The sequence below is a fragment of the Vibrio atypicus genome (assembly GCF_009811315.1).
GTDB lineage: Bacteria > Pseudomonadota > Gammaproteobacteria > Enterobacterales > Vibrionaceae > Vibrio > Vibrio atypicus.
In genome coordinates this window covers 402,074-428,068 of sequence record NZ_BLID01000002.1, presented here as the reverse complement: position 1 = coordinate 428,068, position 25,995 = coordinate 402,074, and the positions used below count along the sequence as shown (strand labels likewise).

The following is a 25,995-nucleotide window of genomic DNA, read 5'->3' as shown; positions in this document are numbered from 1 at the left end:
TATCCGTTCGCAGTGGAAGCTGAGCGGCAATCCACTGCCAATTTCCGTCAAAAAACTACCCTTTGCTAATTTTAATGCAAATTACATACCTAACAAGCATCTATTGCATTTTTAACGCGCTTATCTGATACCGGATAAGGGGTACCAAGCTGTTGAGCAAAATAACTGACTCTGAGCTCTTCCAGCATCCAACGTACTTCTTTGACGTTGTCAGGAACAGCAACACCTTTCGGGATCTTGTTCAGCAGCTCTTTATAGTCACTTGCCACAGTTTCAATCTTAAGCATGTGCAATCGGTCTTTATTTGGATCCGTCGGCAATTTCTCCATTCGACGTTCAATCGCTTTCATGTATCGCAAGATATCTGGCAGACGCTTCCAACCGCACTCTGTTGCAAAACCTTTAAAGATAAGGCTTTCGATTTGCGCTTTAATATCTGACAACGCAAAAGCCATGCTGAAGTCTATTCTACCTTTTAATTTTTTATTGATATTGAACGCGGTCGTCAAAATTGTCTCGACCTGCTGAGCAATGTCTACTACGGTATCACCCAGTTCAGCGCGAACGTGTTCTTTCAGCGCTTCAAACTGCTCTGCTTCCCAAACCAAACCGCCTTTTTCTTCAATCAGCTTATCAACACCACAAGCGATACAGTCATCGATAAGATCCAGAACTTTTCCATAAGGGTTAAAATAGAGGCCCAATTTGGACTTATTCGGCAGGTTTGAGTGTAAATACTTAATCGGAGATGGCACGTTAAGTAAAACCAAACGACGCTGACCTGCTTTCATTGCGGAGATCTGCTCTTGCTCGGTTTCGTAAAGCTTAATTTCAACGCTGTCTTTACTATCAACAATCGCCGGATACGCTTTCACTTCATAACCACCACGTTTTTGCTGATACACTTTAGGCAACTCGCCAAAGCTCCAAGTATGCAATCCCTGTTGTTCAATATCGTCATCAGCAACTTTCGACAGTGTCTCTTGAACCTTATCTTTTAGGCTGTCTTTGAGCTCATGCAAATCACGATGTTCTTTCAGCTTGCGATTGCGGTGATCTACTGCACGGAAGGTTACTTTTAAGTGATCAGGAACTTGGTCTAACTTCCAATCCTCACGCAGTACTTCAACCCCTGTCATACGACGAAGTTCTTTCTCTAACGAATCGAGGAGTGGCGCTTCCATTGGCGTAGTTCGAGCTAAGAACGCATCAGCATAGTTTGGCGCAGGAACAAAATTCTTACGAATCGTCTTCGGCAACGCTTTAATCAAACTCACCACCAACTCATGGCGTAAACCTGGGATCTGCCAATCAAAACCAGAAGGTTCTACTTGGTTAAGGATCGGTAGTGGCAAATGCACTGTCACACCATCGTTATCTTCACCCGGTTCAAATTGATAGCTCAATTTCAGCTTGAGGCCGTTTTGATGCCAGAAGTTTGGATAATCTAAATCTGTAACATGGCTTGCATCGCCTTTAAACAGCATCTCTTTTTCAAAGTTAAGCAGTTCGCTGTTTTCTTTTGACGCTTTCTTCCACCATGTATCAAAGTGTTTTCCTGACACGACTTCTGTACCAACACGTTGGTCATAGAAATCAAACAGCTCATCATCATCCACAAGGATGTCACGACGACGAGATTTATGTTCTAGCTCTTCAACTTCTTGTAGCAATTTACGGTTTTGTTTAAAGAAAGCGTGTTTGGTTTCCCACTCCCCTTCTACCAGTGCACTACGAATAAACAGCTCGCGACTCACAACAGGATCGATACTGCCATAGTTCACCAAACGCTTCGGTACGATCGGCACTCCATATAGCATCACTTTTTCATGAGCCATCACTGCGGCACGCTTCTTAGACCAATGCGGCTCACTGTAGCTACGCTTGATCAAGTGCTTCGCTAGCGGCTCAATCCACTCTGGTTGGATTTTGGCAATAATGCGACCCCAGAGTTTTGAAGTTTCCACCAGCTCAGCAGACATGATCCATTTAGGTTGCTTCTTAAACAGGCCAGACGCAGGAAAAATATGGAAACGAGCGTTACGAGCACCCTGATAATCATTCTTTTCCTGATCTTTCATACCAATGTGTGAAAGCAAACCAACCAAAATCGCACTATGAACACTTTGGTAATTTGCTGGCTCGCTATTGAGTTTAAAGTCCATTTCGCGCATCGACTGATGCACTTGGAAGTAAACATCTTGCCACTCACGAACTCGCAAGTAGTTTAAGTAGTCCTGTTTGCATTGTTTACGGAACTGATTGCTCGATAGATCTTTTTGCTGCTTCTGAATGTAATCCCACAAGTTAACAAACGTAAGAAAGTCCGACTCTTCATGGAAGAATCGACGATGTTTATCGTCAGACGATTGTTGCTTGTCACTTGGTCGCTCTCGTGGATCTTGAATAGATAGTGCAGAGGCGATGATCATCAGCTCTTTCAGGGCGCCATATTTAGGCGCTTCCAAAACCATACGTGCCAATCGCGGATCGATAGGCAAACGCGCAAGTTGTCGTCCAGTTGGCGTTAAGCGTTTTTTTGGATCTTTCGCTGCAGGGTTGATTGCACCCAGCTCTTCAAGCAATCTCACACCGTCTTGGATGTTGCGTTTATCTGGCGCTTCAACGAATGGGAAAGCTTCAATATCACCCAGCCCCAGTGCCGTCATCTGCAAGATAACCGATGCTAAGTTAGTACGCAGGATCTCTGGATCAGTAAACTCCGGGCGTGACTCGAAATCTTCTTCCGCGTACAAGCGAATACAGATACCCTCTTCCACACGACCACATCGACCTTTACGCTGGTTAGCACTCGCTTGAGATACTGGCTCAATTGGAAGACGCTGAACCTTAGTACGGTAGCTATAGCGACTAATGCGCGCTGTACCTGGATCAATCACGTACTTGATGCCAGGAACCGTTAACGAGGTTTCCGCCACGTTAGTTGCTAGTACAATTCGGCGACCTGCGTGTGGTTGGAAAATCTTATTCTGTTCACCAGCAGATAAACGCGCATAAAGCGGGACAATTTCCGTGCTTTTCAGATTACGTTTTGAAAGTGCACCTGCGGTGTCGCGGATCTCACGTTCACCATTCATGAAAATTAGGATGTCACCCAAGCCTTCATCGCAAAGCTCATCTACGGCTTCGAAAATACCTTCAAGCTGATCACGATCGACATCGTCGTCACCACGTAATGGGCGGTAGCGAGTTTCAACTGGGTAAGTACGACCTGATACTTCAATAATCGGCGCATTGCTAAAGTGCTTTGAGAATCGCTCTGGGTCGATAGTTGCCGATGTGATGATCACTTTTAGGTCAGGTCGGCGTGGTAGCAACTCTTTTAGATAACCCAAGATAAAATCGATGTTTAAGCTGCGCTCGTGCGCTTCATCGATAATGATGGTGTCATATTGATTTAGAAAACGGTCATGTTGAATCTCAGCCAGCAAGATACCGTCTGTCATCAATTTAACTTGCGTGTTCTCAGAGATCTGGTCGTTAAATCGAACCTTATAGCCGACAAATTCGCCGAGCTTGGTTTCCATCTCTTCGGCAATGCGGTTAGCAACCGAGCGAGCCGCAAGACGACGTGGCTGGGTGTGGCCAATCAGACCAAACTTGCCACGGCCAAGCTCTGCACAAATTTTGGGTAGCTGGGTCGTTTTACCCGAGCCTGTTTCACCTGCGACGATAACCACTTGATTCTCTTCAATTGCTTTTGCAATGTCGTCACGCTTTTGGCTAACAGGTAAGATTTCAGGATATTCGATAGTTGGACGCTCGCTCGCTCGCTGCTCAACATCCATCATTGATTTGGCAATATCTAATGCTATTTCGTCAAACACGGCGTTACGCGAGGCTTCTTTTTTAATCTTGCTTGCCCCAGCAATACGCTTACTTAAACGAAATCTATCTTTCAGCATGCACTGTTCGAGTGCCTTGCGAAGAGACGCCGTGCTATTAGCCTGAGCTTTCTCTTCAGGTGCGGCGATTTTTTTTGGCTGTGACGAAGTCAAAGCGTTTCCTATTCTTTTCATTACATAAAACTGGGCGAATTGTATCACAAGCTATTTGGTCGATTGAAAAAAAACGCCCACAACCTTTCGGTGGTGGGCGCTGTTCGTTCATTTCAAGCGTTAGAAATCAAACTGCAAGTAGACCGTATTGTAGTTACTGCCACCTTTAATTCGACCGAACTGAGATGCTTTTTCAAAAATAGCGCTGCGGTGATGCAATGAGTAACCAAACCACATGTTATTGAGTTCAGGTGCGTTAAACAGGTCACCCATATTCACATCAAATGAGAAATCCAGATAGTTCAATAAGTGGCTCGCGGTATAGCCTTTTCTATCCATTTCGTCTTGTTCGATATAAGTAACGTTATCGATGTAAGACAGGCCTTCCGCAACACCAAAGCGCCACTTGGTTGGCCAATCTATGGTGTAATACGCTTTAATGGCAGCAACATACTCGGTGCTGGCTGATTGCACATCTGAAGACCAATGGTGAACAATACCTGGCGTCACATAAATATCGAGTGGTAATCCAAACAGTTCATCCGTTAATGGATGCCCATAAAACAATGACGTTAACTGGTTGTTGTATTTATCTTTTTCGCTTTCAAACGCGAAAATCTCTCCAATATTTGAAGGTGTCGCCCAACCATGAGCCACACGCCAATAACGCTTGTTAGTTAACTCAGATTTAGGCGCTTTGGTTTTATCGTTGAAGAAACCAAAACCAACAAAAAACTCACCTTCAAAACGGTCTTCCACAATTGATGAACTGTAAGCATTGTCATCAAGACGAGTCACGCTAGTAGAGCCTAACAAGTAGAGATTAGAAATGACGTGGTAACGCGCATCAATTCCGATATTTACATCCATACCAGCGCCGACTCGGTCACCGCCATACTCAGAGAAACCATAGTAAACGCTGTTAAACTCTGCTTCTTTGTAGCGCAAAGTAACACTCGGCTTAAACTCCCAATCTCCAGATTCAAACTCTCCTGACACACGGAAGTTACCATGAAGACGATACTCATCATCGGTCATAAACTCGGTATCAATATGCCAGCTCTCATCCATTTTATAGCGCGCTTGCAAACCGAAATCAGCGGAGTCCCCTTCATTAATATTCTGATAAGACTTAGGAATATCAACAAACCTTAGACGAGTCAGTGCATTTAGCTGCCACTTTTCATCGTCTGATTCATATAAATGTATCCCACCTTCAGTACCATCGATGAACACATAATCGTTCTCGAAATACATCATTGGTACAAAAGTGCTTACTGTTTGATCACCACCCTCTGTATTAAACGGAATCGACCCCGTTCGATACATGGCAGCGATACCCCACTCTTGCTCACTGATCGATTTTGATTCCGCTGCAAACAATGTTGTTGAAAGACATGCTGCGCCAATACCCACTGCTACGCGGCAAATTTTCCACTGATTTATCATTTTTTTGTCCTGAAGGCTCAATATTTGACCTATTGAGTCACTTAATGCTTATGATTAATAGTAATTCGTCGTTAAAATAAGAATATATGTTCTCCTATATCATTTAATTGTGAAAGCATCAAAGTTAAAGAATTTACTAGAATCTCTTCCTAAAGACATCGATCCTGAAGTTGTCTGCGGTGAAATGTGGTTACCCGAGCGTTTAGTTGGCACCCAACTTGACGGTGAATTACTGTTTTTGGAATTTGACTCTGCACCAGAGGATTCTCAAGGAGAGGAAGAAGGTCGCGGCTTTGTTGAGCACGAAATTGAAATGATCCGACACCGCTTTGAACAGATGTTAGATGAAAGCTCTGACACTAAAACCAAAGCAGATGCTATGCTCGCGTTATTCTTAATGGGCCATGAGCTATCAAGCTCGGAAGTAATCGAAATTCTTGAAGACCCAGACGTACCCAACGACCCTACAGAGCAATGATGACACCTGAGAACTTACCGTTTGTAATCGCCGGTCCTATTCTACGTAAAGCAACGCCAAGCCAACTTGTTTTTTGGCTAGTCACCAGTGAACCACTTAGCGGCCAATTTACACTTTTTCACTCGATTGATGACGGCGAAATATACTCAGCTAACCTAGAAGATTGTCAATCGATTCAGGTGGGCACACAAGCGTATGTCACCTTAGCTGATTTTCGTTTCGACTTCCTAGCCAATACGGCACTAAGTTATGACTTTGAAACTCAGTACGGTAAGTTGTCCAAGCTCGTACCTCATATACTCTATCGTGATGAAAACCGCCCTAGCCTGATTATTTCCACCAAAGCGGATTATGTATTGCACGGCTCTTGTCGTAACCCTCATCATCCAAGCCCCGATGCACTTGTAGCAGCAGACAAAAAAATTGAACTGCAAGCGATAGAGCAACGCCCTGACTTATTGATGATGAGTGGGGACCAGATTTACGCCGACCATGTCGCGGGCCCTACTCTGGATGCCATTGATCAAGTCATCGATCTATTGGGGTTACCTAAAGAAACATTTGTTGATAGCCCGATTCAAGACTGTAATGAACTGCGTCAACACCCTGAATTTTACTATGGCCGCGATAAGATCTTGCCCCACTATGTTGATGACGGGCATTGGCTTACGCGTCTATTACCTCACCGTAATACACCTATTTTCAGCTCACGAGAATGTGAAAATCACCTAGTGACCTTCTCCGAATTTTTCGCTATGTATCTATTGGTTTGGTCACCAAGCCTTTGGGCTGCGATCAATTCTAGCCGCTTACAAGACAAAGCGTTCACTCATAGTGGTAAAAAGCTGAGCCCTAGTTGGCAGCAAAAGTGGCGTGATGAAAAAGCGATTATTGATGAGTTTGTTTCAGGGTTACCTAACGTTCAACGTTTATTTGCTCACATCCCGACTTACATGATTTTCGATGATCACGATGTCACTGATGATTGGAACCTTACGATAGGCTGGGAAAAAGCCGCTTACGAGAACCCATTTTCTAAGCGCATCATAGGTAACGGGTTAATTGCCTATTGGCTGTGTCAAGGTTGGGGCAACGAGCCAGATAACTTCAATCAAGAGTTTCTGGATGTCGCGACAAAATATTTTGAATCCGCGTCAGCAAACACTCAAGACATATTCATTCAATACCTGTACAGTTTTGAAAGGTGGCATTACACCATTCATACCTCGCCGAAAGTAGTCGTGCTCGATACGCGAACTCGACGTTGGCGCTCAGAATCCCGTATGAACAAACCATCGGGCCTCATGGACTGGGAGGCGATGATTGAGTTTCAGCATGAACTCATGCATCAAGATAAAGTCATTATCGTTTCAGCAGCACCCATGTTTGGGGTAAAGTTCATTGAAACACTGCAAAAAGGGATGACAACTCTAGGACAACCATTAGTAATCGATGCAGAAAACTGGATGGCACACCCAGGCAGTGCCAATACCTTGTTGAGCATATTTACACACACGAAAACTCCAACCAATTTTGTGATTTTGTCTGGCGATGTTCACTACTCCTTTGCCTACGATATTAAACTGCGCTTTCGCAAAAGCAGCCCTAATATCTACCAAATCACCTGCAGCGGCTTTAAAAATCAGTTTCCAGAGCCTCTACTAGGAATTTGCGATCATACCGATAGGTTACTTTACTCACCTCGCTCACCTCTCAACTTCTTGACCAAACGTAAACGACTTAAAATAAAGAAGCGAGACCCAAACACACCGGGTGTACGTCGACTGGTCAATACCAGTGCTATTGGGGAGCTTAAGCTCGACGAGCACGGAAAGCCTACACGTATCTCTATTTTGACAGGTAAACACACCGAAATTGAGTTTCTACCAATCGAAGAAAAGTAAGGTTTCTGTAAAGAGGCTTGTGATCGGCTTCAATAATCCTTATCTATAACTCATAGAGAACAAATTGAGGCAGCAACGATGTTGAATTCTATTACTAAGCTTTTTAAACAGCTTCTTGAAGGTAACGATCTAGGTAACCACTCAGCCACCGATCCTAATCTAGCGATCGCGTGCTTGTTGTGTGAAGTGGCAGGCGCTGACCACCAAGTAGGAGAAGAAGAAAAAGAAGCAAAACTGAGACTGCTGTCTAAGCTATTGAACTTAGAACCCAATAACGCTCAGGCACTGCTGGCAAGAGCCAATACCAGCAGCCAAGAATCTGCTTCACTTTACGATTTTACCTCTCAACTTAGAGAGTTAGATCAAGAAACTCGCTTTGCACTCATTGAGGCAATGTGGGAAGTGGCCAATGCCGACGGAAAAATCGACCCGCTGGAAGACGCTGTCATTCGAAAAGCAGCAGAATTGCTCTATGTGGACCACAGTGAGTTTATTCGCGCTAAGCTTTCTGCGACGGGGCCAAAATCCTAATAGCAACATAAGCATACAAACAGCCGTTCAAACCAGCACTAATACCACTTTTTAGCAGTAAAATTGCGCTGATATTTTGTTTATAAAACATTGGCGTAACTCATTTCGTAGGTGTCGATATCTACTAATCACTATTCCTAATTAAATAGAGAAAAACCTAGAAGCAGGTTACATAATTCACTGCGGTAATTTATAAATTATTGAGCATTCACTCCAGTTATATTACTTTCCCCAATCATTTAACTTGTACGATAGATGCATTAGGGAATAATAAATGAAGTACAGTACGTTAGTCGGCGCAATATCCCTGTCTTTTTTAGTTAGTTCAAACGCAGTAGCCAGTGAACTTTGGCAATCTGTTTATTCCGAAAGAACACAAAATAGTAAATCATCCGCAACCTTTGCGGTTGATGCAGATAAACTAGAAAGTCACTTTACAAATACACAAGCTAGAGGTGGCTTAACGCTTCAAGTACCTTTACCTGAAGGAGAGTTGGTTGATTTTGTTTTAGCTTATGACTCCATCCTCTCGCCTGAAATGCAGGCAAAATATCCAGAGCTAAGAACGTATACTGGTCACGCAGTTGGTGATACAAGTGTACAAGGTCGATTTGATTACACGCCGAAGGGATTCCACGGCATGTTTAGTCACAATGGCAAGTATGTTTATGTAGAGCCAAAACCAGATGGTTCAGGTCACTATGTATCGTACAATCACACCCTCTCTAGCCCATTTCAAGATCAGGTTTTAAAGTACTTACAAACCAACCAAGTTGAAACTGAACAAAATCGTGTCGCTGCGCGAGCTAATATTGAGTCACGCACTTATCGATTAATTGTTTCTGCAACCGGTGAATACTCACAATACCACGGTGGTACTGAGGCTTTGACTCGCGCAGCGATCACAACAGCAATCAACAGAGTCAATCAGGTTTATAACTCCGACTTGGCGGTTGAGTTGCAACTAGTCAATTTCAATATATATACCAATGCGTCTACGGACCCATTTACTGACTTCGATGCAAGCGAGGACATTGGTCTCAACCACGACGATCTCACCAGTAAGTTTGGTAGTGACGCATTCGATGTTGGCCATATCTTTACCACCGGAGGTGGTGGTTTGGCCGCTCTAGGCGCAGTATGTGATGATTTTCGAAAAGGGGCTGGAGTAACAGGCCGATCTGATCCAGAAACCGATGCGTTTTATATCGACTATGTTGCCCATGAGCTAGGCCACCAGTTTGGAGCGAATCACACGTTCAACGGTAACAGGGATAACTGCCAAGGCGGTAATCGCAACGACCTAACCGCTTTCGAACCTGGTAGTGGTAGCACGATCATGGCTTACGCAGGCATCTGTGGTAGCGATGATTTACAAGTTAATTCTGACGCCTACTTTCACGCTGCAAGTATTAAAGAGATCAACGACTACCTAGCAACTCAAAACTGTGAAACGGTGGAGGTTTCAGCAACTGAAGTACCCGCTGTCGACGCAGGTTCTGACCATACTGTACCAGTAAGCACACCTCTAGTATTAACTGGCTCAGCAACGGGAACTGGCAGCCTAACCTATGTTTGGGAGCAGATGGACTCAGGTACGGGTAGTTCAAACTTAACAACCGATCTTGGCAATGGCCCACTGTTCCGCTCTTGGACGCCAACAGCAGAACCTAAGCGTTACTTACCGAGATTAGAAGATGTGATTGATGGCACGCTTGCCAAGGGTGAAACTTACGCGACCACAAGCCGTGATTTGAACTTTAGGCTCACAGTTAGAGATGGCAATGGTGGGGTGTCGAGTGATGACCTGCTGATAACCGTCGATGCTAACAGTGGACCATTTAGTGTTATCTCCCCTACAACAAACGCAACAATAGTAGGTAATGCAAACGTAGAGTGGGACGAAGCAGGTACAGCTCAAGCGCCTGTAAGCTGTTCAACCGTTGATATCCTACTATCAACAGATGGCGGCGTGACGTTCAGTCAAACCTTGCTCTCTGCGACGAATAATGATGGTTCGGAATCTGTAGACTTCCCAGCTCAAGCACACAACAATGCACGTTTGATGATCCAGTGTAGCAACAACATCTTCTTTGCTGTTTCGAAGGGTTTCTCAATTGCGTTACCTGAAGAAGTAAAAGCCGTTGACGATGCTTATACGATTATTCAAGACAGTGCTCAAACATCATTCGATGTACTAGCAAACGATAGAGGCGAAGGCACACTTAAGATCACTGCCATTAGTTACAGCGGTGCAGGTACGGCTTCTTATACAGATACAGAGGTTAGCTACCAACCTCAGGCAAGCTTTGTTGGCACTGAAACCATCACTTACACTATCGTTGACAGCGCTAACCAAACCGCAACAGGAACACTGACCATTGCTGTTAATTCCAACATTGCAACTATAGCGGCAGTCAATGATCGTTATGATCTAGACCATAATAGCTCGGCGACGGTGCTAGATGTATTGGCTAATGACGCCGGTCAAGGCTCACTAACGATCAGCGCTATCAATTACTCTGGCAGCGGTGTTCTAACCAATTCTGGTACAGGTGTGAACTATCAACCTTCACAGGGCTTCTCGGGTGTTGACTCGTTTACATACACGATCACCGATGAGGCCTCTCAAACTGCCACGACAACAGTAACAATCAATGTCGCAGCAGAGTCAACTGGCAGTGGTAGCGCGCCATCTTCAAGTGGTGGAGGCGGCGGCAGCTTAAACTGGTTCAGCCTATTAGTGTTGGCAGTATTCTGGGGAAGGAGAAATAATGATTAAAAAAATTCTGCCCTTCGCTCTGATTCTCTTGAGTGGCTGTGCTGCTGAGAAGCAAGCAGAAGTGGATGCACAAAACGCGCTCAATGCTGATGACTATCGACTTTTACAGATGCCAGGGCGAGGTAACGTTCTTCCGGGTATCGAGACGGAAGAAAGAGCATTAGCAGCTGAATTATGCGGAGTAAAAATAGTAGAAGGAATCAGTGACGTCGTACGAAGTGATGACGAGCTGGACAAGATCAAACTGTTAACTCAGTATGCGGCGGAGTATAACCTTCAAGTTTATCCAAAGTGCAAAAAAGCTAAGCAATAACGTGGCTTAATAACCTCAAATAGAAAAGGGAGCTCATAGCTCCCTTTTTAACGTTTCTAAAGCATGGTCAAGGCTAATTTGGCTAGGTTATAGGCATCAACGTAACCGGAGTGCTGTCTGCCCTCCCACTCGATACCTTTACTCTCTTGAGCGGCTTTGTGACCTATGCGTTTGTCCTTAAGACGATTCTGAACTCGATACAAGGTTGCAAGGTTGATGAACTCTTTAAAAGGCATTTCAATCCCTTTATCAGCACACTCTTTAGCCAAAACCAAATCATCACGGCCCCAAGACGCGAAAATCTTATTCGAACCACCAAAGTTCTTAATCATCGACTTTAGCACTTCTTCTAATGGTCGACCTTGCTTCTCCACCTTACGAGGTGTGATTCCTGTCAATTCAACGCAGAATAGCGAAACTTCGTCTTTCTCAGGCTTGACGTAATATTGAGCGCGCTTAACGATTTCGCCTTTTGCTAGGTCAATTTCGGCTAACCCAACCTCAATGATTTCACCAGTGGTACCGACACCGTTTTCATTCCAACAGCACATCTCTAAATCGAAACAAACTATACGGTTATGGTTCATCATTTGCCTTATTTGAAACTATTACAAAGTGCGCGATTCTACATGAGAAAAACTGACAATTCGAATTTTGCCTGTTTAACTGATTAGTTATTCCGCAACCGTGACGCAGTTACGGCCAGCTTTCTTACTCTTATAAAGCTGAGTATCGGCCAGCTGCAAAATGTCTTCTTCAGACTCAATCGTTCTCACTACTGCTCCGATACTTAATGAGCAACGAATTTTCTGCTCTCCATTATCATGACTAGAAAGCGCTACGATACGAGCAAGGTTATTTAAATATCGGTAGAGTTCATCCCTATCCGTGATCGAAGATATAATACAAAACTCATCTCCCCCCATACGAACAAATATATCATCAGGGGCAAGGTTCTCTGTGACGAGTTCTGCAACATGAATCAGCATCTCATCACCGACGATATGACCAAAACTATCGTTGATGTTCTTGAACTTATCAACATCAAACGCCGCCAGTGAAAATACCTTTTCTTGAAAAACTAAGTCATGCAGCTGCTCATTGAAAGCACGTCGATTTAAAAGTCCTGTCAGCGCATCATGATTTACCATGAACTGTAATTCTTTTGTTCGCTCATCAAGCATAACAGACAAGTACTCTTTTTCGCGAACCTGCAAAAACACGATATAGCCCAGCAAACAGGCAATAACAAATCCACCAACGATAATACTACGTAAGACTAGGCGATCATTATTGCTGACACGCCCAGCGAGTTTAAAATCGACGATCCATTCACGGTTTGGTAATTCAATTTGCTTACTTATCTCTAGGCCTTGCGTCGCTTCCCATTCCTTACTTTGATAAAGAATCGGATCATCTTCAGCATCAAAACCCATGTCTGTTACCTTAATTAAAAGGTCTTGCTCAGAGGCGGTACGTGCCATCAGGTCTTCAAAGTAACGAGTGGTTCGAATTACGCCGACCACCACACCAATTAAGTGCTGCCTAGAATCACCATCAAACACGGGGTGATAAACCAGCATTCCTGTCTTTTCTAATGATTGATCTAGACCATCTTGCAGTAAACGTACTTTATCAGACACGTTTGGTTCACCCGTTGCGCGTATGCCATCCAAGATCAGTTGAAAGCGAACACGTGAAGAATAGAAACCGAGCAAACCTAGATTCGCTTCGCTTCGAGGATAAATATCAGAGGCAACATAAATGGGTTCGTGATTAGCCATGATGTAACCCATAGTTTTAGGTCCATCTTTTGGTACGGTATATAACTGAAAATTCGGAAACGTTTCACGTACCATTGCAATATGTGCTTCTAACTTATTTTCTTCCACACGCTGCATCCACTGTAACCCGACCAAGGTATCGGAAGAGGACACTAGCTCATCTGCAAACACTTCAAATTGCCCCCAGTTCTCTGGTTTAGTCGCATGGAAGAAGTTCGCACCCGCTCCGATAAAATGGAGATCACTATCAAGTACTTGCGCTAAGTTATCGGTTTGCTGCTGAGCAAGATTATTGAATAAAGATTTGGTGTATTTAAGTTGAGACTGATAAGAAAAATAAACAACCAAAACAGTCGCAAGCACAGTCAAAAGAAATGTGAGCACCGGATAAATAATCTTTTTGGAGAAACCGAATTGCATAACGCCTTCATGGTTGTTTTAAATGAATCTACATCGCTATCTTATCCTTATACAATCAATAACATAAAGGGGTAATCCGCGATAAAGCTCAAAAATACTGCCCGCTTCACTCAATCTATAAATTACATTCGCCAAAGCGCTTAAAATCTCATCACTTAGTCCGTATATCAGATGATAAAAAGCGAAATCTAGCAGCGCGAGCTATTGAATATGCTACTATCCATCCCAATTTATCAAAATAATTAGGCTCAGAGCCAAAGCAGAGATTGAGCCAATCTCTCCTTAAACTAAACATAAGAGAATTGTCATGACGTTCGATTTACAAATGATCCCTCAAACGTTCGATATGCTTCACGCAGGTCTAGCAGCCTCAAGCGTACTGCTGCTTTTAATCGCTGTCTCTCGTAAATCTACTGTGGTTGAAAAAGTAATTGAAAAGCCAGTCGAGAAAATCGTTGAAGTAGAGAAACCTGTCGAAAAGATTGTTGAAGTAGAAAAAGTTGTCGAAGTTGAAAAAATTATCGAGAAAGTCGTCGAAGTTGAATCGAAACTGGCGACCGCTTCAACCGACTCAGCAATGCAGTTGCTATCGATTATGCAGCAAGAAGCTCGTCTAATTGACTTCCTAAAAGAAGACCTAACCTCGTTTTCAGATGATGAAGTGGGCGCTGCTGCTCGCGTTATCCATACAGGTGGTCAAAAAGTTCTGAATGACTACGTTACGCTTGAGCACATCCGCACTGAAGACGAAGAAACTCGTATCACGGTAGCGGAAGGCTTTAACCCACAAGAAATTCGTCTTACTGGCAATGTAACCGGTCAAGCACCATTCAACGGTACGTTAGTACACAAAGGTTGGAAAGCAAGCTCGATGAACCTGCCTAAATTAGCTGAGAATTACGACGCATCGGTCATTGCACCTGCAGAGGTAGAGCTGTAATGGAAAACGTACAAGCGACTACCGAGCAACAAGCGCCTAAATTTAGCGTAGGTATCGACCTAGGCACTACCCATTGTGTGCTCTCTTACGTTGATACGACTAACGAAGAAGCACGCGTTGAAGTTCTACCCATTCAGCAGCTTACTGCCCCGGGTACAGTAGAAACACGCAGCCAACTTGGTTCATTCCTATACCAACCGCATGAGCATGAGATGAATCCATCATCTCGCGTTTTGCCTTGGTCTTCAGAACCAACGGCGTTAGTCGGCGCAATCGCACGTAACCTAGGTTCGAAAACACCAATTCGCCTTATTGCGAGTGCTAAATCTTGGTTGTGCCACGGTGGTGTGAACCGCCGTGACGCCTTCTTACCAGCGGGTAGCCCAGAAGAAGTGGAAAAAGTATCACCACTTCGCGCGACTGAGCTTTACCTAGAGCACCTAAAAAACGCTTGGGATCATGCTAATCCGTCTTACCCGCTGACAGAGCAAGACGTGACCATTACCGTTCCAGCGTCATTTGACCCTGCAGCGCGCGACTTAACTGCTGAAGCGGCTCGCAATGTTGGCCTGGCTCATTTGACTCTGTTGGAAGAACCTCAAGCGGCACTGTACAACTGGATCGACAACAGTAATGACAAATGGCGCGACGAAGTCTCTGTGGGAGACATCGTGCTTGTGGTCGATATCGGTGGTGGTACTACCGACCTTTCTTTGGTTGAAGTTACTGAAGAAGACGGCAATCTGACGCTAAATCGTATCGCGGTAGGTGAACACATCCTACTGGGCGGTGACAACATGGACTTAGCGCTTGCTTACCGTCTGAAAATGAAGCTGGCTCAAGACGGCAAAGAGCTTCAACCATGGCAAGTTCAAGCAATGACTCACGCATGTCGTGATGCAAAAGAAGCACTGTTAAATGATGCTGACCTGCAAGCGGTGCCTATTGTGGTTCCTAGTCGTGGCTCTAAACTACTTGGCGCGACACTAAAAACAGAACTAACCCAGCAAGAAGTTCAGCAAACGCTAGTGGATGGTTTCTTCCCGAAAGTTGCAGTAACAGAGCATCCAGTACAACGTAATCGCGGCGCACTGACTCAAATGGGTCTTCCTTATGCGCAGGATGCTGGGATTACACGTCACATTGCGGCTTTCTTAACCAAGCAAGCCAATGCTTTGTCTGGTAATGATGCTGCCCCTGCTCAAGAGTACAATCCTTTTGCTGGTATGCCGGGTATGGGTGACGTATCAACCCAAAGCGCTGACTTTATCAAACCAACCGCAATTCTATTTAACGGCGGTGTGCTTAAATCAACCTTGCTAGCAAATCGTTTAGAAGAAACCATCAATGAATGGCTGATCGATGCTGACAGCGAAATGGCTCAACGTCTTTCTGGTGTCGACCTTGATCTAGCAGTGGCAAGTGGCGCTTCATACTACGGCAGCGTCCGTCGTGGTCAAGGTGTACGCATCCGCGGTGGTATTGCGTCAAGCTACTATGTAGGTATTGAAAGCGCGATGCCAGCTATCCCAGGAATGGCACCACCAATGGAAGCGCTTTGTGTTGCGCCATTTGGTATGGAAGAGGGTTCAAGTGTTGATGTTCCTAGTCAAGAGTTTGGCTTGATCATCGGTCAACCGGTTAACTTCCAGTTCTTTGGTTCAACCACACGCCGTGACGACCTAGCCGGTACACACCTTGATCATTGGGCACCAGAAGAGTTGGAAGAGCTCCCTGAGATCCAAGTGACTCTGCCAGTTTCCGAAGGTCGCCGCGAAGGTGAAGTCGTACCCGTCACACTTGCCTCTCGCGTTACTGAGCTAGGCACGCTTTACTTAGAAGCGATCGCAGCAGATAACGGTCAAAAATGGCATGTTGAATTTGATGTTCGTGAAGATGCGAGCAGCAGTGAAACGACAGACCAAGCGTAATAAATACACGGCACCTAAGGGTGCCGTTTTTAGATTATATATGTAGAACAAAAAGGTTTTGTATGGCATCACCTCGTTTTCTCGTCGGTATTGATTTAGGTACAACCAACACGGTTGTTGCATTCTGTGAAATTACTGACAACCTTGAGCAATCTGACGTTTCCCTGTTCGACATTGACCAGCTCATTGGCCCCGGTGAAGTCGTCAGAAAACCACTACTGCCCTCTTTCCGTTATCACGCAGCCCAAAGCCAAATCGCACCAAATGATCTCGTTCTACCTTGGGATGACCAGTTGGTAGAAGGTGATATTCAAAACGTCATTATTGGTGAATGGGCTCGAGAACTTGGCGCCAAAGTCGAAGGCCGTCAGGTCTCGAGCGCCAAAAGTTGGTTGTCTCACCAAGCTGTTGATCGCAGTTCAGATATCCTTCCTTGGGCTGGTGCCAATGATGTAGACAAAGTCTCTCCTGTCATCGCAAGCGCGAGTTACCTCAACCATATTCGTCAAGCTTGGAATTACCGCAATCCGAGCAACAAGCTCGAAGACCAAGATGTAGTAGTGACGGTTCCCGCTTCATTTGATGAAACCGCACGAAAACTGACACTAGAAGCGGCAGCTCTTGCCGGGCTAAACAAAATCGTTCTTCTAGAAGAGCCTCAAGCCGTTTGTTATGACTGGTACGCACGCCATCAACACACAGCATCAGAGCAATTGAAAGAACTACCTCTGATTTTGGTTTGCGATGTCGGTGGTGGTACGACTGACTTGAGCTTAATTGAAGCTAAGTTTGACAACGAAGAGCTGGCACTTGATCGTATTGGCGTTGGCGAACACTTGATGCTGGGTGGTGATAACCTCGATTTGGCTCTCGCTCATCTTGCAGAGCAGCGCTTTAACCAATCGAAAAAGCTCAATGCGGCAAGCCTAACGAAGCTGATTCAACAAACTCGTAAAGCAAAAGAGAACCTACTCTCTGCCAACGCACCTGAAGAAGTCAAGATTACTATGCTAGGCAGTGGCTCTAAACTGCTTGGTGGAACGAAAAGCATTGGCCTCACTAAACAGGAAGTACACCAGATCGCATTAGATGGTTTCTTCCCTTTGTCTGATTTTACCCAAACGCCCGACAAACGCCGTAGTGCTGTGGTGGAATTTGGTTTGCCTTATGTCGCTGACCCTGCGGTAAGCAAACATGTAGCCGAATTTTTAACTCAGCATCAGCAGGTCTCTCATGCCGCATTGGGCAGTGAAGAGAGCGATAAACCAGCCATCCCTGTCGGTTTGCTGCTAAATGGCGGTGTGTTCAACAGTGATCTAGTGACAGAACGTGTGACTAATCTACTGGAAAATTGGCGTGGTGAACCGGTCACGGTACTCGATAACCCGCATCCTGATTGGTCCGTCGCACTGGGCGCTGTTGCTTTTGGTAAGGCACGACGTGGTGCGCAGCTTAAAATCGGTGGTGGCGCTGCTCGTTCTTACTTCTTGCACTTACAAGAAAAGAACAAAATGGGTAAGGCGCTCTGCTTACTTGCCAAAGGCACCGAAGAAGGACACGAGATTCGCTTGAGTGGTCGTCGCTTCTCCCTCACTTTAGGTGAGCCAGTGCGCTTTAACTTGCTAACATCAACCCATGACACGCTAAGTAATAACACAGCGATTCAAAATGGTGTGATGGTAGACGTTGATCCCGACTTGTTCATGCCTCTTCCTCCTTACATTTCCACATTGGAAGGTGAAGGCGTTGAGCTTCAAGCTAACCAGAAAGAGCGTGTAGAAGTCCAATTAGCTTGTCAGCTAACCGAAGTGGGCACTCTTAAAATGGAGTGTGTACATGTAGAAAACGACAACAAACGCTGGGCGTTAGAGTTCGAAGTGCGCAACCAGAAAGCTGAAGAAAGCGAACAAGCAGCACTGCATCCTCGACTTTCTGAGTGCAAAGAGTTGATTGGCCGCATATACAGCGGAAACAAAAAAAGTGCGGACGGCAAAGAGATTAAAACACTTGCTAAAGACCTTGAGAAAAAGCTCGGCAAACGCGATGAGTGGGATTTTACGACCCTTCGCCATCTGTTCGATGCTTTCGCGCAAGGTCGAAAACGTCGCCGTCGCTCTGAGCCACACGAAAAAAATTGGCTCCGCTTAGCTGGCTTTGCACTACGACCTGGATTTGGTGACGCAACGGATTCGTGGCGAATCGAACAAGTTTGGGGGCTGTATCAGCAAGGAATTCAATTTAAGAATCATCAAGGCTGGACAGACTGGTGGGTGTTCTGGCGTCGTATTGCCGGTGGTTTAAACCAAGAGCAGCAAGAAACGATCTTAGCCGACATAGCTAAGTATTTACATCCAGGCGCAATGAAAAATCCTCAATCGGCAAAAGCTGCGCAAGAGATGGGTTACGAATCAATGGTTCGTTTGGCTGCTTCGTTGGAGCATCTAGAAGTGGAAGATAAAGTCCTGCTTTCTACTTGGTGTTTGAGTAAAGCAATCAATCACAACCAGTTTGAGCAAGCACATTGGTGGGCTCTTGGCCGTTTAGCATCACGCACGCCACTTTATGGCAGTCAACATAATGTTATTCCACGTGAACAGGCAGAACAGTGGCTACCTAAACTGCTTGAACAAAATTGGCAAAAAGAGCCAATGATTGCGTTTGCAGCGGTAATGATTTGTCGTAAAACGGGAGATCGTCTATTTGATATATCAGACGACTATCGCCAGCAAGTGTTAGACAAACTCAAACAGAGCAAAGTCCCTGAATCTTGGGTTTCTCTCGTCGCAGAAGTGAAAGAGCTCTCTGACAGTGAATCGAAACGCGTCTTTGGTGATGCATTGCCAAGCGGTTTGACTTTAGTTCACCAGTAAAAGTGCCACAAGATAAACTGCCAGATCTATACTGGCAGTTTTTCCATGAGTAGACTCTCAAACCTTATAACTCTCAAAAAGAGTACAATGCTCTTTTATTAATTGGAAAGCATCATGAGCCAACAACAACCCAACAACCCTCTGCACGGACTGTCGCTAGAGAAAATTCTCACTCGACTTGTTGAGCATTATGGTTGGAAAGGGCTGCACGACCAGATCAACGTCAACTGTTTTAGCAAAGATCCTTCAATAAAGTCTTCACTCAAATTTTTAAGAAAGACTCAATGGGCAAGGGATAAAGTTGAAGCACTTTATATCAACACATTTAGCTAACGTTCTCTTAGTTTAGAAGGTGGCACGCCCGTCCAATTTTTGAAAGCCCTTCTAAAATTAGCCGCATCACTAAAGCCGAGTTGATACGCAATCTCTTCAACCGTCAACTCGGTTTCCATTAGATACTCTTTAGCTAACGCACACTTAACGTCATTAATGAGCAATTGAAAACTTGTTCCCTGCTCTTTTAAATGACGCCTTAAAGTTCTCGATGAACAGCCATACTCACTTGCAATGGTTTCTATCGTCGGAAAGGATGTAGCTCTTTGAAACAAATCCACTTTTATTTGATTGATCAATAAATATGGGGACTCAGCAGCATCCATAAGCAAGTGACAATTGTTCAGTGTTTGGCTGAGCATTGCCGCATCGTGTTGAAGCAGCGGTTGATCTAGCACATCACGCTCAAATATGAGTTGAGTCTTTGGCTGTTCAAATAGGACGGAGCTACCAAATCGCTGTTGATAGCGCTCTGCATAGCTAGGTTTTCGATACCGTAAGGAGAGTCTCGTAATATTGAGCCTATGCCCTGTCATTTGGTTAAACAGTGACACTATTGAGCTAAGAAAGAATTCCGAGCAGAAAGGGAGCAGCTCACCGATGTCAAAACTATTGTCGATTTCAATAATGACGCTGTTTTGATCCTGCACCATTTTTACGGAAAATAGAGGGCCGTTCAGCCGTAAGTGTTTAAACCCTATCTGCGCTGCTTGAAGCACATCTCGGCTTGTCGCCATTGCATAACCAAGTGCGCCAAAATGACTAAACGAAGCTTGCTCGCCAGCAAATAAGCCAATGCCTTCGTTTGGGTATAGATATGTTACGCGCTGGAAGATTCTCAGTTTATCTGAATAAGTCATTTGAACATCATCACTTTGCCAATCAAGTGTCGCTACCCCTGCCTCATCAAGTAGCAGCGAGATGTTTGCCCCCTTTTTTTCCAATGCGGTAAATAGCAACGAAATATCCATCGCTCCTAATTGATAGCGGTGATCCACGGGCTTATATTGCGCGATAATATTCATAGCATCCTCTTCGAGATAAATAGGCTACCCCCTATCGCAAACAAATAAAGTGATATTGCTTTCATTAGTGTCCGAAATTAACCTCCAATATTAGCCAATTACATCGCACCATAGTAAAGATGTTAATAAACGGTAAAATACACATGTTAGCACCTAGCCAAACAATACCCGCACCAGAATCGCTCATTGATTCATCTGGCCAGCCGGTATTTGGTCAATTCAATGGAATCCCGAAACAATTAGGTATCGAAAAGTTCAACTATCGAGATAGTATGGATAGAGGTGCTAATCTGTGGGGCAGATATTTCGACTATAAGCAGTTTCAGTTTATTAGTGTAGTGACATCTCGTTTCATAATTGGAGTTGCCATTGCCGATATTCGTTATCTTGGTTCTTCGTTTTGCTACGTTTATGACATCCAACAAAATAAACTTGTCGAACAAACTTGGCTACGTCCTCTCTCAATAGACAAAGTAATGTCCTCATCCCCACATCATGGTCTATCTCATATTGCAGGTCGAAGCGTGATGTTTAATATCGACGCTGGCGTTTGGCAAATATCAATTGATACGAAAACCATCACCGCCAATATCACGCTATCCCCTCCTGAAAGCAGTCTGCCACTCTCTATGTGCACTCCGACAGGTTATTCAGGTTGGACATATACACAAAAACATAACGCGCTATCTGTCTCCGGTTGGCTAATCATCAACGGCCGCCCTGTAAAACTGGATAACGCTTTGGCTGGCTATGACTTCTCGGCAGGTTACATGCGTCGTGAGACCAGTTGGCGATGGGCAAGTATCCACCACCAGCTGAACGGAAAAACGCTAGGGCTCAATCTGGCGGCCGGAGTCAACGAAACGGGCAGCTGTGAGAATGCTCTTTGGATAAACGGTGAGCGGCATCTTTTAGGCCCAGTATTTTTTAATTTTGATCGAGCTAACCAACAAGTCCCTTGGCATATCCATTCGCTAGACGGTCGCATTGAATTAACCTTTCAGGCCAAAAATCAACGAAGCGAGAAACTCAATCTTTGGTTACTCAAAAGCAATTTTCGCCAATTTATCGGCTTTTTTAACGGCATGATTATCGACAATCACGGTGTTACACACCACTTAGACAATGTCATTGGTCTAACTGAAGATCACTTTGCACGTTGGTAAAACTGGGGAAATGAATATGAATCTAGCGACACTCGTAAACAACCCGGAATGGCTGCTAATTGTACTCGCCCCAGTTTTTATTATTTGCATGTTGGCTGAGTATTTTGTCGGTCAAAAACAAGGTTACCTACCGGAGAATTCTCACTACCGTTTGGCTGAAGTTGCTTGTAACTTTACCCTCGCTGGCATGCATCAACTCTCTGATTTACTAACGGGGTTTTTTATCGCCTATCTTTATCTTTGGCTATTCGATTGGCGAATGTTTGAGATTCAAATGGGTGTGATGAGTTTCATCACCCTAATGATCTTACAAGACTTTTTCTACTATTGGTTTCACAGAGCCAGTCACCGTGTGCGTTGGATGTGGGCTGCACATGTCGCTCACCATAGTTCTGAGAAGATGAATTTTAGTACTGCGTTTAGACAAAGTTTAATGTACCCGCTTGCAGGAATGTGGTTGTTCTGGGTTCCGCTAGTTATCATTGGGTTTGAACCTAAATGGGTGGTCTTTGTGGTACTACTCAATCTAGGTCTGCAGTTTTTCGTTCATACTCAGTGGATACGTTCTATCGGCCCGTTTGAGTACCTCTTTAACTCACCATCTCATCATCGAGTTCACCACGGCCAAAACCCGCAGTATATTGATAAGAACTACGCCGGCGTACTCATCATATGGGATAAATTATTTGGCACTTTTGAACCGGAAGTTGAAACGGTGCGCTACGGCATCACAAAACCTGTAAATAGCTTTAATCCGATCACCGTGACTTTTCAAGAGTGGAAAGAGATGCTCCGCCAAGCCTCTCAGCAAGGCATCTCAATCAAGCAACGATTAACCATTTTATTCTCGCCGCCTTCGAATTCAAATGGCTGAGACTCCACTTATTCAGCCAGTCGTTTTTCTTTTATGAATAAATCGGTTAGTCTAAAGCGGATTTGAATTGTTAGGTAAACCATCTTTGCTAAGTCGTCAGTTTGTTATTACGTTTATCGCCGTTTTTACGCTGTTTTTTACAAGCGTAGCGGTGAGCGTGCAAGCTAACGAGCAAGCGGAAGTCAACCTTTCATCGTTCGCCTCTCAAGGTTCAAACCTCATTCACCCACTAGAATGTCCAAAGCCCGAGCATTCAGAGCAACAATCCAGTCACCACTGTTGTGCGTCGATCTGTCTACTAAAGATGCCATGTGCTCAAACACTGGTTAGCACCTACTCTCCACCCGCATCATTGGCTTTGATTGGCCAAGATGATAACCAAAAAGCCATTGCGAGAGTCAAAACTCTCTTTCGCCCTCCCATTGCGTAATTCCCAACCCTTTTTATTCGGTTTATGCCTGTCATAGACCCAGCTGTATATAAATTAGTTAGGAATACCCAATGAAAAAGTTATTTACTCTTTTCGCGACTCTGCTCGTCGCAATCAATGTACAAGCCGCACAGTTTGAAGAAGGTACCCATTACAAGGTTCTAGACGTGGAGAAATCCGCCGCGCCTAAAGTGACCGAGTTTTTCTCCTTCTACTGCCCTCACTGCTATAAATTTGAACCGGTTATCGACAACTTGAAAGCCTCGCTACCAGAAGGCGCTAAGTTTGAGAAAGTACACGTTGCTTTTATGGGGCAAAACATGGCGGTTCCGATGGCAAAATCATACGCAACCATGGTGGAGCTAGATGCCGAAAAGACAATGGTTCCAGCCATGTTTAAGCAAATCCACGAACTACGTAGCGCTCCTAAAGATGAAGCGGCTTTACGTCAGATTTTCATCGACAATGGTGTTGATGCTGATAAGTTCGATTCGGCTTACAACAGCTTTGTCGTGAACTCTATGCAACGCGGCTTTGACAAACAGTTCGAGAAAAGCACCTTAACGGGTGTACCTGGCGTACTTGTGAATAACAAATACATTGTGAAAGCAGACCAAATCCGCTCGTTTGAAGAGTACAACCAACTAGTCAACTACTTACTGACCCTTTAATCGAGTCTCTATGACCAAAACCAGCGCTTTAAGCGCTGGTTTTATTTCTTAACAACGTCCCTTTTTAGCCTGACCTGGTGGGCAGAACTGACCATTAGAACTTGCCTCTTTGTTTTTGAGTTTCACCTCTACGTCCTTGTACTCCCCTTCTATACTATTTATCTGGCAGCCTGCTAATAACCCGCTGATACAAATCGCCAACCATATTTTAATCATCATTCGACACCCTCTACATTTGTGCCTGACTTTATTCGCACCTAGATCTAGAATGTCATCGGCTAGTCAACTTCTGTTTAGTCTCTGTCAAGCTCAGTTAGAAAGGAGAACTCCGTTGGTATTGGAACGTTTTGACGATATTTATCGCCGTGCCGCCGAACGTAAAGGTGGTGTAGAAAAGCTAGAATCTCTGTTTTCAATCCCATTGAGCCCAGAACAAATAGCTACAATCCCCAACGATCGTTGGCTATCAGCATTTAGTATGAAAATTTTCCAGAGTGGAATTTCATGGCAAGTGGTTCGCAATAAGTGGCCCAATTTCGAAGAGGTTTTCTTTGGTTTTAAAATAGAGCCGCTGTTGATGCTGTCTGATGAACAGTGGGACTTAAAAGCGGCGGATAAGCGCATCATTCGCCACCACGCCAAAGTCAAATCAATTCAAGCCAATGCGCAGTTAATGCACGAAACCTCGCTTCATCATGGCTCTTTTGGCCAAATGGTCGCAAATTGGCCGAGTGATGATATCACTGGACTGTGGTTGTTTTTGAAAAAGCATGGGCAACGCTTAGGCGGTAATACAGGGCCGTACAGTCTGCGTCAAATGGGCGTCGATACGTTTATTTTATCCGGTGACGTCGAGTCTTACCTAAGAAGCTACAAAATCATTGAGGGTGGTAAAGATACCAAGCGCTCCCTAACAGCAATTAACGCCGCTTTCTCTCATTGGCAACAAGAAAGCGGTCGAAGCTTATCCGAAATTAGTCAGACGATCGCGTTTAGTACTGGTGACAATCGCGTCTAGGTTTAATGGAGCAATGCTAGTCATTAACTGAGTTGATGAGTTTTTCACACAACGTTTTCAGAGTGATTAACTCATCCAATTCAAGATCGATTTTACATTTCATCTGCTGAGGAACGGCAAATGCTTGCTGTTTCAGACCTCGCCCAGCATCCGTCAACAACAATACCCGTACCCGTTCATCAAGATCACTGCGTCCTCGAACAACATAACCTTTCACTTCCAAACGTTTAAGTAATGGCGTCAACGTACCAGAGTCAAGATGGAGTCGAGCCCCTAAGTCTTTTACGCTAATCCCGTCGGTTTCCCACAGAACCATCATGACGAGATATTGCGAATAGGTTAAGTCCAACGCATCAAGCAACGGTCGATAAGTACGAATCACCGCATTAGCAGCGCTGTAGAGAGGAAAACATACCTGGTTATCCAATAGCAACTGCGCGTCTGTGCTCAAACCAGGCTCTTGTCTGCATTGACTCATTGTTACTTCCCCAACAAAAATACATTAATTGCGCACAATATAGTTGCATTCTACCTAAAGTTCGATCTAATATTGCTAACAATTAGATTGCGCACAACTTAAATTAACAGGAACGAATAATGACAACTCTATACAAAACCAAAGCTACTGCTCTTGCTGGTCGTAACGGTCAAGTTAAAACAGACGACGGCCTTCTAGAATTAAACCTAGCTTACCCGAAAGAAATGGGCGGTACTGGCGCAGCAACAAATCCAGAGCAACTGTTCGCTGCCGGTTACTCTGCTTGTTTCTCTAACGCTATCTTACACGTAGCACGTGAAGCAAAAGTAGCGTTAACAAACGCGCCTGTCACTGCAGAAGTTGGAATTGGGCCAAATGCAACAGGTGGTTTTGCACTAACAGTGAGCCTTGCTGTTGAACTAGAACTGCCTCAAGAGCAAGCTCTGGAATTGACCCGAGTCGCGCACCAAGTGTGCCCTTACTCTAATGCCGTTCGTGGCAACATCGATGTCCAAGTGATCGTAAACGGTGACGCTATCTAACGCTATCTATTACACGATTTGTTTTCACTGCCGAAAA

Annotated in this window: 21 protein-coding genes; 15 read left to right on the top strand and 6 right to left on the bottom strand. The window is 44.6% G+C overall.

What is annotated here, in order from left to right; all coding sequences use genetic code 11:
• Positions 1-89: 89 nt before the first annotated feature.
• Positions 90-4,040, bottom strand: a complete 3,951-nt coding sequence (gene hrpA / locus GVO60_RS06450; RefSeq protein ID WP_159652045.1) for an ATP-dependent RNA helicase HrpA — start codon at positions 4,038-4,040, stop codon at positions 90-92.
• A 99-nt stretch (positions 4,041-4,139) separates the two neighbouring features.
• Positions 4,140-5,468: a MipA/OmpV family protein gene (locus GVO60_RS06445; protein ID WP_159652043.1), complete on the bottom strand. Its 1,329-nt coding sequence runs from the start codon at positions 5,466-5,468 to the stop codon at positions 4,140-4,142.
• Between the two features lie 109 nt (positions 5,469-5,577).
• Between GVO60_RS06445 and GVO60_RS06440 the strand changes: the two genes are divergently transcribed.
• The 5 genes from GVO60_RS06440 to GVO60_RS06420 all read left to right on the top strand — a co-directional run bounded on the left by GVO60_RS06440 (position 5,578) and on the right by GVO60_RS06420 (position 11,476).
• Positions 5,578-5,946 carry a VC1380 family protein gene (locus GVO60_RS06440; RefSeq protein WP_159652041.1) on the top strand — a complete coding sequence of 123 codons (369 nt, stop codon included), beginning with the start codon at positions 5,578-5,580 and terminating at the stop codon, positions 5,944-5,946.
• Positions 5,943-7,850 carry an alkaline phosphatase D family protein gene (locus GVO60_RS06435; RefSeq protein WP_159652039.1) on the top strand — a complete coding sequence of 636 codons (1,908 nt, stop codon included), beginning with the start codon at positions 5,943-5,945 and terminating at the stop codon, positions 7,848-7,850. Before GVO60_RS06440 ends, GVO60_RS06435 begins: the two co-directional genes overlap by 4 nt.
• 78 nt (positions 7,851-7,928) lie before the next feature.
• Positions 7,929-8,381 (top strand): tellurite resistance TerB family protein, encoded by a 453-nt coding sequence (locus GVO60_RS06430; RefSeq protein ID WP_159652037.1) that lies wholly within the window; start codon positions 7,929-7,931, stop codon positions 8,379-8,381.
• A gap of 274 nt (positions 8,382-8,655) precedes the next feature.
• Positions 8,656-11,163, top strand: a complete 2,508-nt coding sequence (locus GVO60_RS06425; RefSeq protein ID WP_159652035.1) for a reprolysin-like metallopeptidase — start codon at positions 8,656-8,658, stop codon at positions 11,161-11,163.
• On the top strand, positions 11,156-11,476 hold the full coding sequence (locus GVO60_RS06420) for a hypothetical protein (protein ID WP_159652033.1): 321 nt from the start codon (positions 11,156-11,158) through the stop codon (positions 11,474-11,476). The genes GVO60_RS06425 and GVO60_RS06420 overlap by 8 nt, the downstream gene beginning before the upstream one ends.
• A 56-nt stretch (positions 11,477-11,532) precedes the next feature.
• Here the strand turns inward: GVO60_RS06420 and GVO60_RS06415 are convergent, their stop codons facing one another.
• Positions 11,533-12,063, bottom strand: coding sequence for a 3'-5' exonuclease (locus GVO60_RS06415; protein ID WP_159652446.1), 531 nt, complete (start codon positions 12,061-12,063; stop codon positions 11,533-11,535).
• An 87-nt stretch (positions 12,064-12,150) separates the two neighbouring features.
• On the bottom strand, positions 12,151-13,680 hold the full coding sequence (locus GVO60_RS06410) for a diguanylate cyclase (protein ID WP_159652031.1): 1,530 nt from the start codon (positions 13,678-13,680) through the stop codon (positions 12,151-12,153).
• Positions 13,681-13,987: 307 nt separating this feature from the next.
• Between GVO60_RS06410 and GVO60_RS06405 the strand changes: the two genes are divergently transcribed.
• The 4 genes from GVO60_RS06405 to GVO60_RS06390 all read left to right on the top strand — a co-directional run bounded on the left by GVO60_RS06405 (position 13,988) and on the right by GVO60_RS06390 (position 19,754).
• On the top strand, positions 13,988-14,620 hold the full coding sequence (locus GVO60_RS06405) for a DUF2760 domain-containing protein (RefSeq protein ID WP_159652029.1): 633 nt from the start codon (positions 13,988-13,990) through the stop codon (positions 14,618-14,620).
• Positions 14,620-16,551 (top strand): Hsp70 family protein, encoded by a 1,932-nt coding sequence (locus GVO60_RS06400; protein WP_159652027.1) that lies wholly within the window; start codon positions 14,620-14,622, stop codon positions 16,549-16,551. The genes GVO60_RS06405 and GVO60_RS06400 overlap by 1 nt, the downstream gene beginning before the upstream one ends.
• A gap of 62 nt (positions 16,552-16,613) precedes the next feature.
• The gene (locus tag GVO60_RS06395) at positions 16,614-19,421 is read left to right on the top strand and encodes an Hsp70 family protein (RefSeq protein ID WP_159652025.1); all 2,808 of its coding nucleotides are present in this window, start codon (positions 16,614-16,616) and stop codon (positions 19,419-19,421) included.
• A gap of 114 nt (positions 19,422-19,535) precedes the next feature.
• Complete coding sequence (locus GVO60_RS06390; protein ID WP_159652023.1) at positions 19,536-19,754, top strand: VF530 family protein; 219 nt, start codon at positions 19,536-19,538, stop codon at positions 19,752-19,754.
• On the opposite strand, the gene GVO60_RS06385 is transcribed toward GVO60_RS06390, so the two are convergent.
• Positions 19,751-20,779 (bottom strand): AraC family transcriptional regulator, encoded by a 1,029-nt coding sequence (locus tag GVO60_RS06385; RefSeq protein WP_159652021.1) that lies wholly within the window; start codon positions 20,777-20,779, stop codon positions 19,751-19,753. The genes GVO60_RS06390 and GVO60_RS06385 overlap by 4 nt on opposite strands.
• A 143-nt stretch (positions 20,780-20,922) precedes the next feature.
• Here GVO60_RS06385 and GVO60_RS06380 point away from each other — a divergent pair, with 143 nt between their 5' ends.
• From GVO60_RS06380 to GVO60_RS06360, 5 genes are all read left to right on the top strand, one after another.
• Positions 20,923-21,945 (top strand): DUF2804 domain-containing protein, encoded by a 1,023-nt coding sequence (locus tag GVO60_RS06380; protein WP_159652019.1) that lies wholly within the window; start codon positions 20,923-20,925, stop codon positions 21,943-21,945.
• Between the two features lie 16 nt (positions 21,946-21,961).
• Entirely contained in the window at positions 21,962-22,819 is an 858-nt protein-coding gene (locus GVO60_RS06375) for a sterol desaturase family protein (protein ID WP_159652017.1), read from the top strand.
• A 67-nt stretch (positions 22,820-22,886) separates the two neighbouring features.
• Complete coding sequence (locus GVO60_RS06370) at positions 22,887-23,249, top strand: hypothetical protein (RefSeq protein ID WP_225874901.1); 363 nt, start codon at positions 22,887-22,889, stop codon at positions 23,247-23,249.
• A gap of 71 nt (positions 23,250-23,320) precedes the next feature.
• Positions 23,321-23,920, top strand: coding sequence for a thiol:disulfide interchange protein DsbA/DsbL (locus GVO60_RS06365; RefSeq protein ID WP_159652015.1), 600 nt, complete (start codon positions 23,321-23,323; stop codon positions 23,918-23,920).
• 331 nt (positions 23,921-24,251) lie between these two features.
• The gene (locus GVO60_RS06360; protein WP_159652013.1) at positions 24,252-24,938 is read left to right on the top strand and encodes a DNA-3-methyladenine glycosylase I; all 687 of its coding nucleotides are present in this window, start codon (positions 24,252-24,254) and stop codon (positions 24,936-24,938) included.
• A gap of 16 nt (positions 24,939-24,954) precedes the next feature.
• On the opposite strand, the gene ohrR is transcribed toward GVO60_RS06360, so the two are convergent.
• A complete protein-coding gene (gene ohrR / locus GVO60_RS06355; RefSeq protein ID WP_159652011.1) occupies positions 24,955-25,416 on the bottom strand; it encodes a transcriptional regulator OhrR in 462 nt (153 codons plus the stop codon).
• A 119-nt stretch (positions 25,417-25,535) separates the two neighbouring features.
• On the opposite strand from ohrR, the gene ohr reads away from it, so the two are divergent.
• Positions 25,536-25,958 carry an organic hydroperoxide reductase Ohr gene (gene ohr, locus GVO60_RS06350; RefSeq protein ID WP_159652009.1) on the top strand — a complete coding sequence of 141 codons (423 nt, stop codon included), beginning with the start codon at positions 25,536-25,538 and terminating at the stop codon, positions 25,956-25,958.
• Positions 25,959-25,995 lie beyond the last annotated feature (37 nt).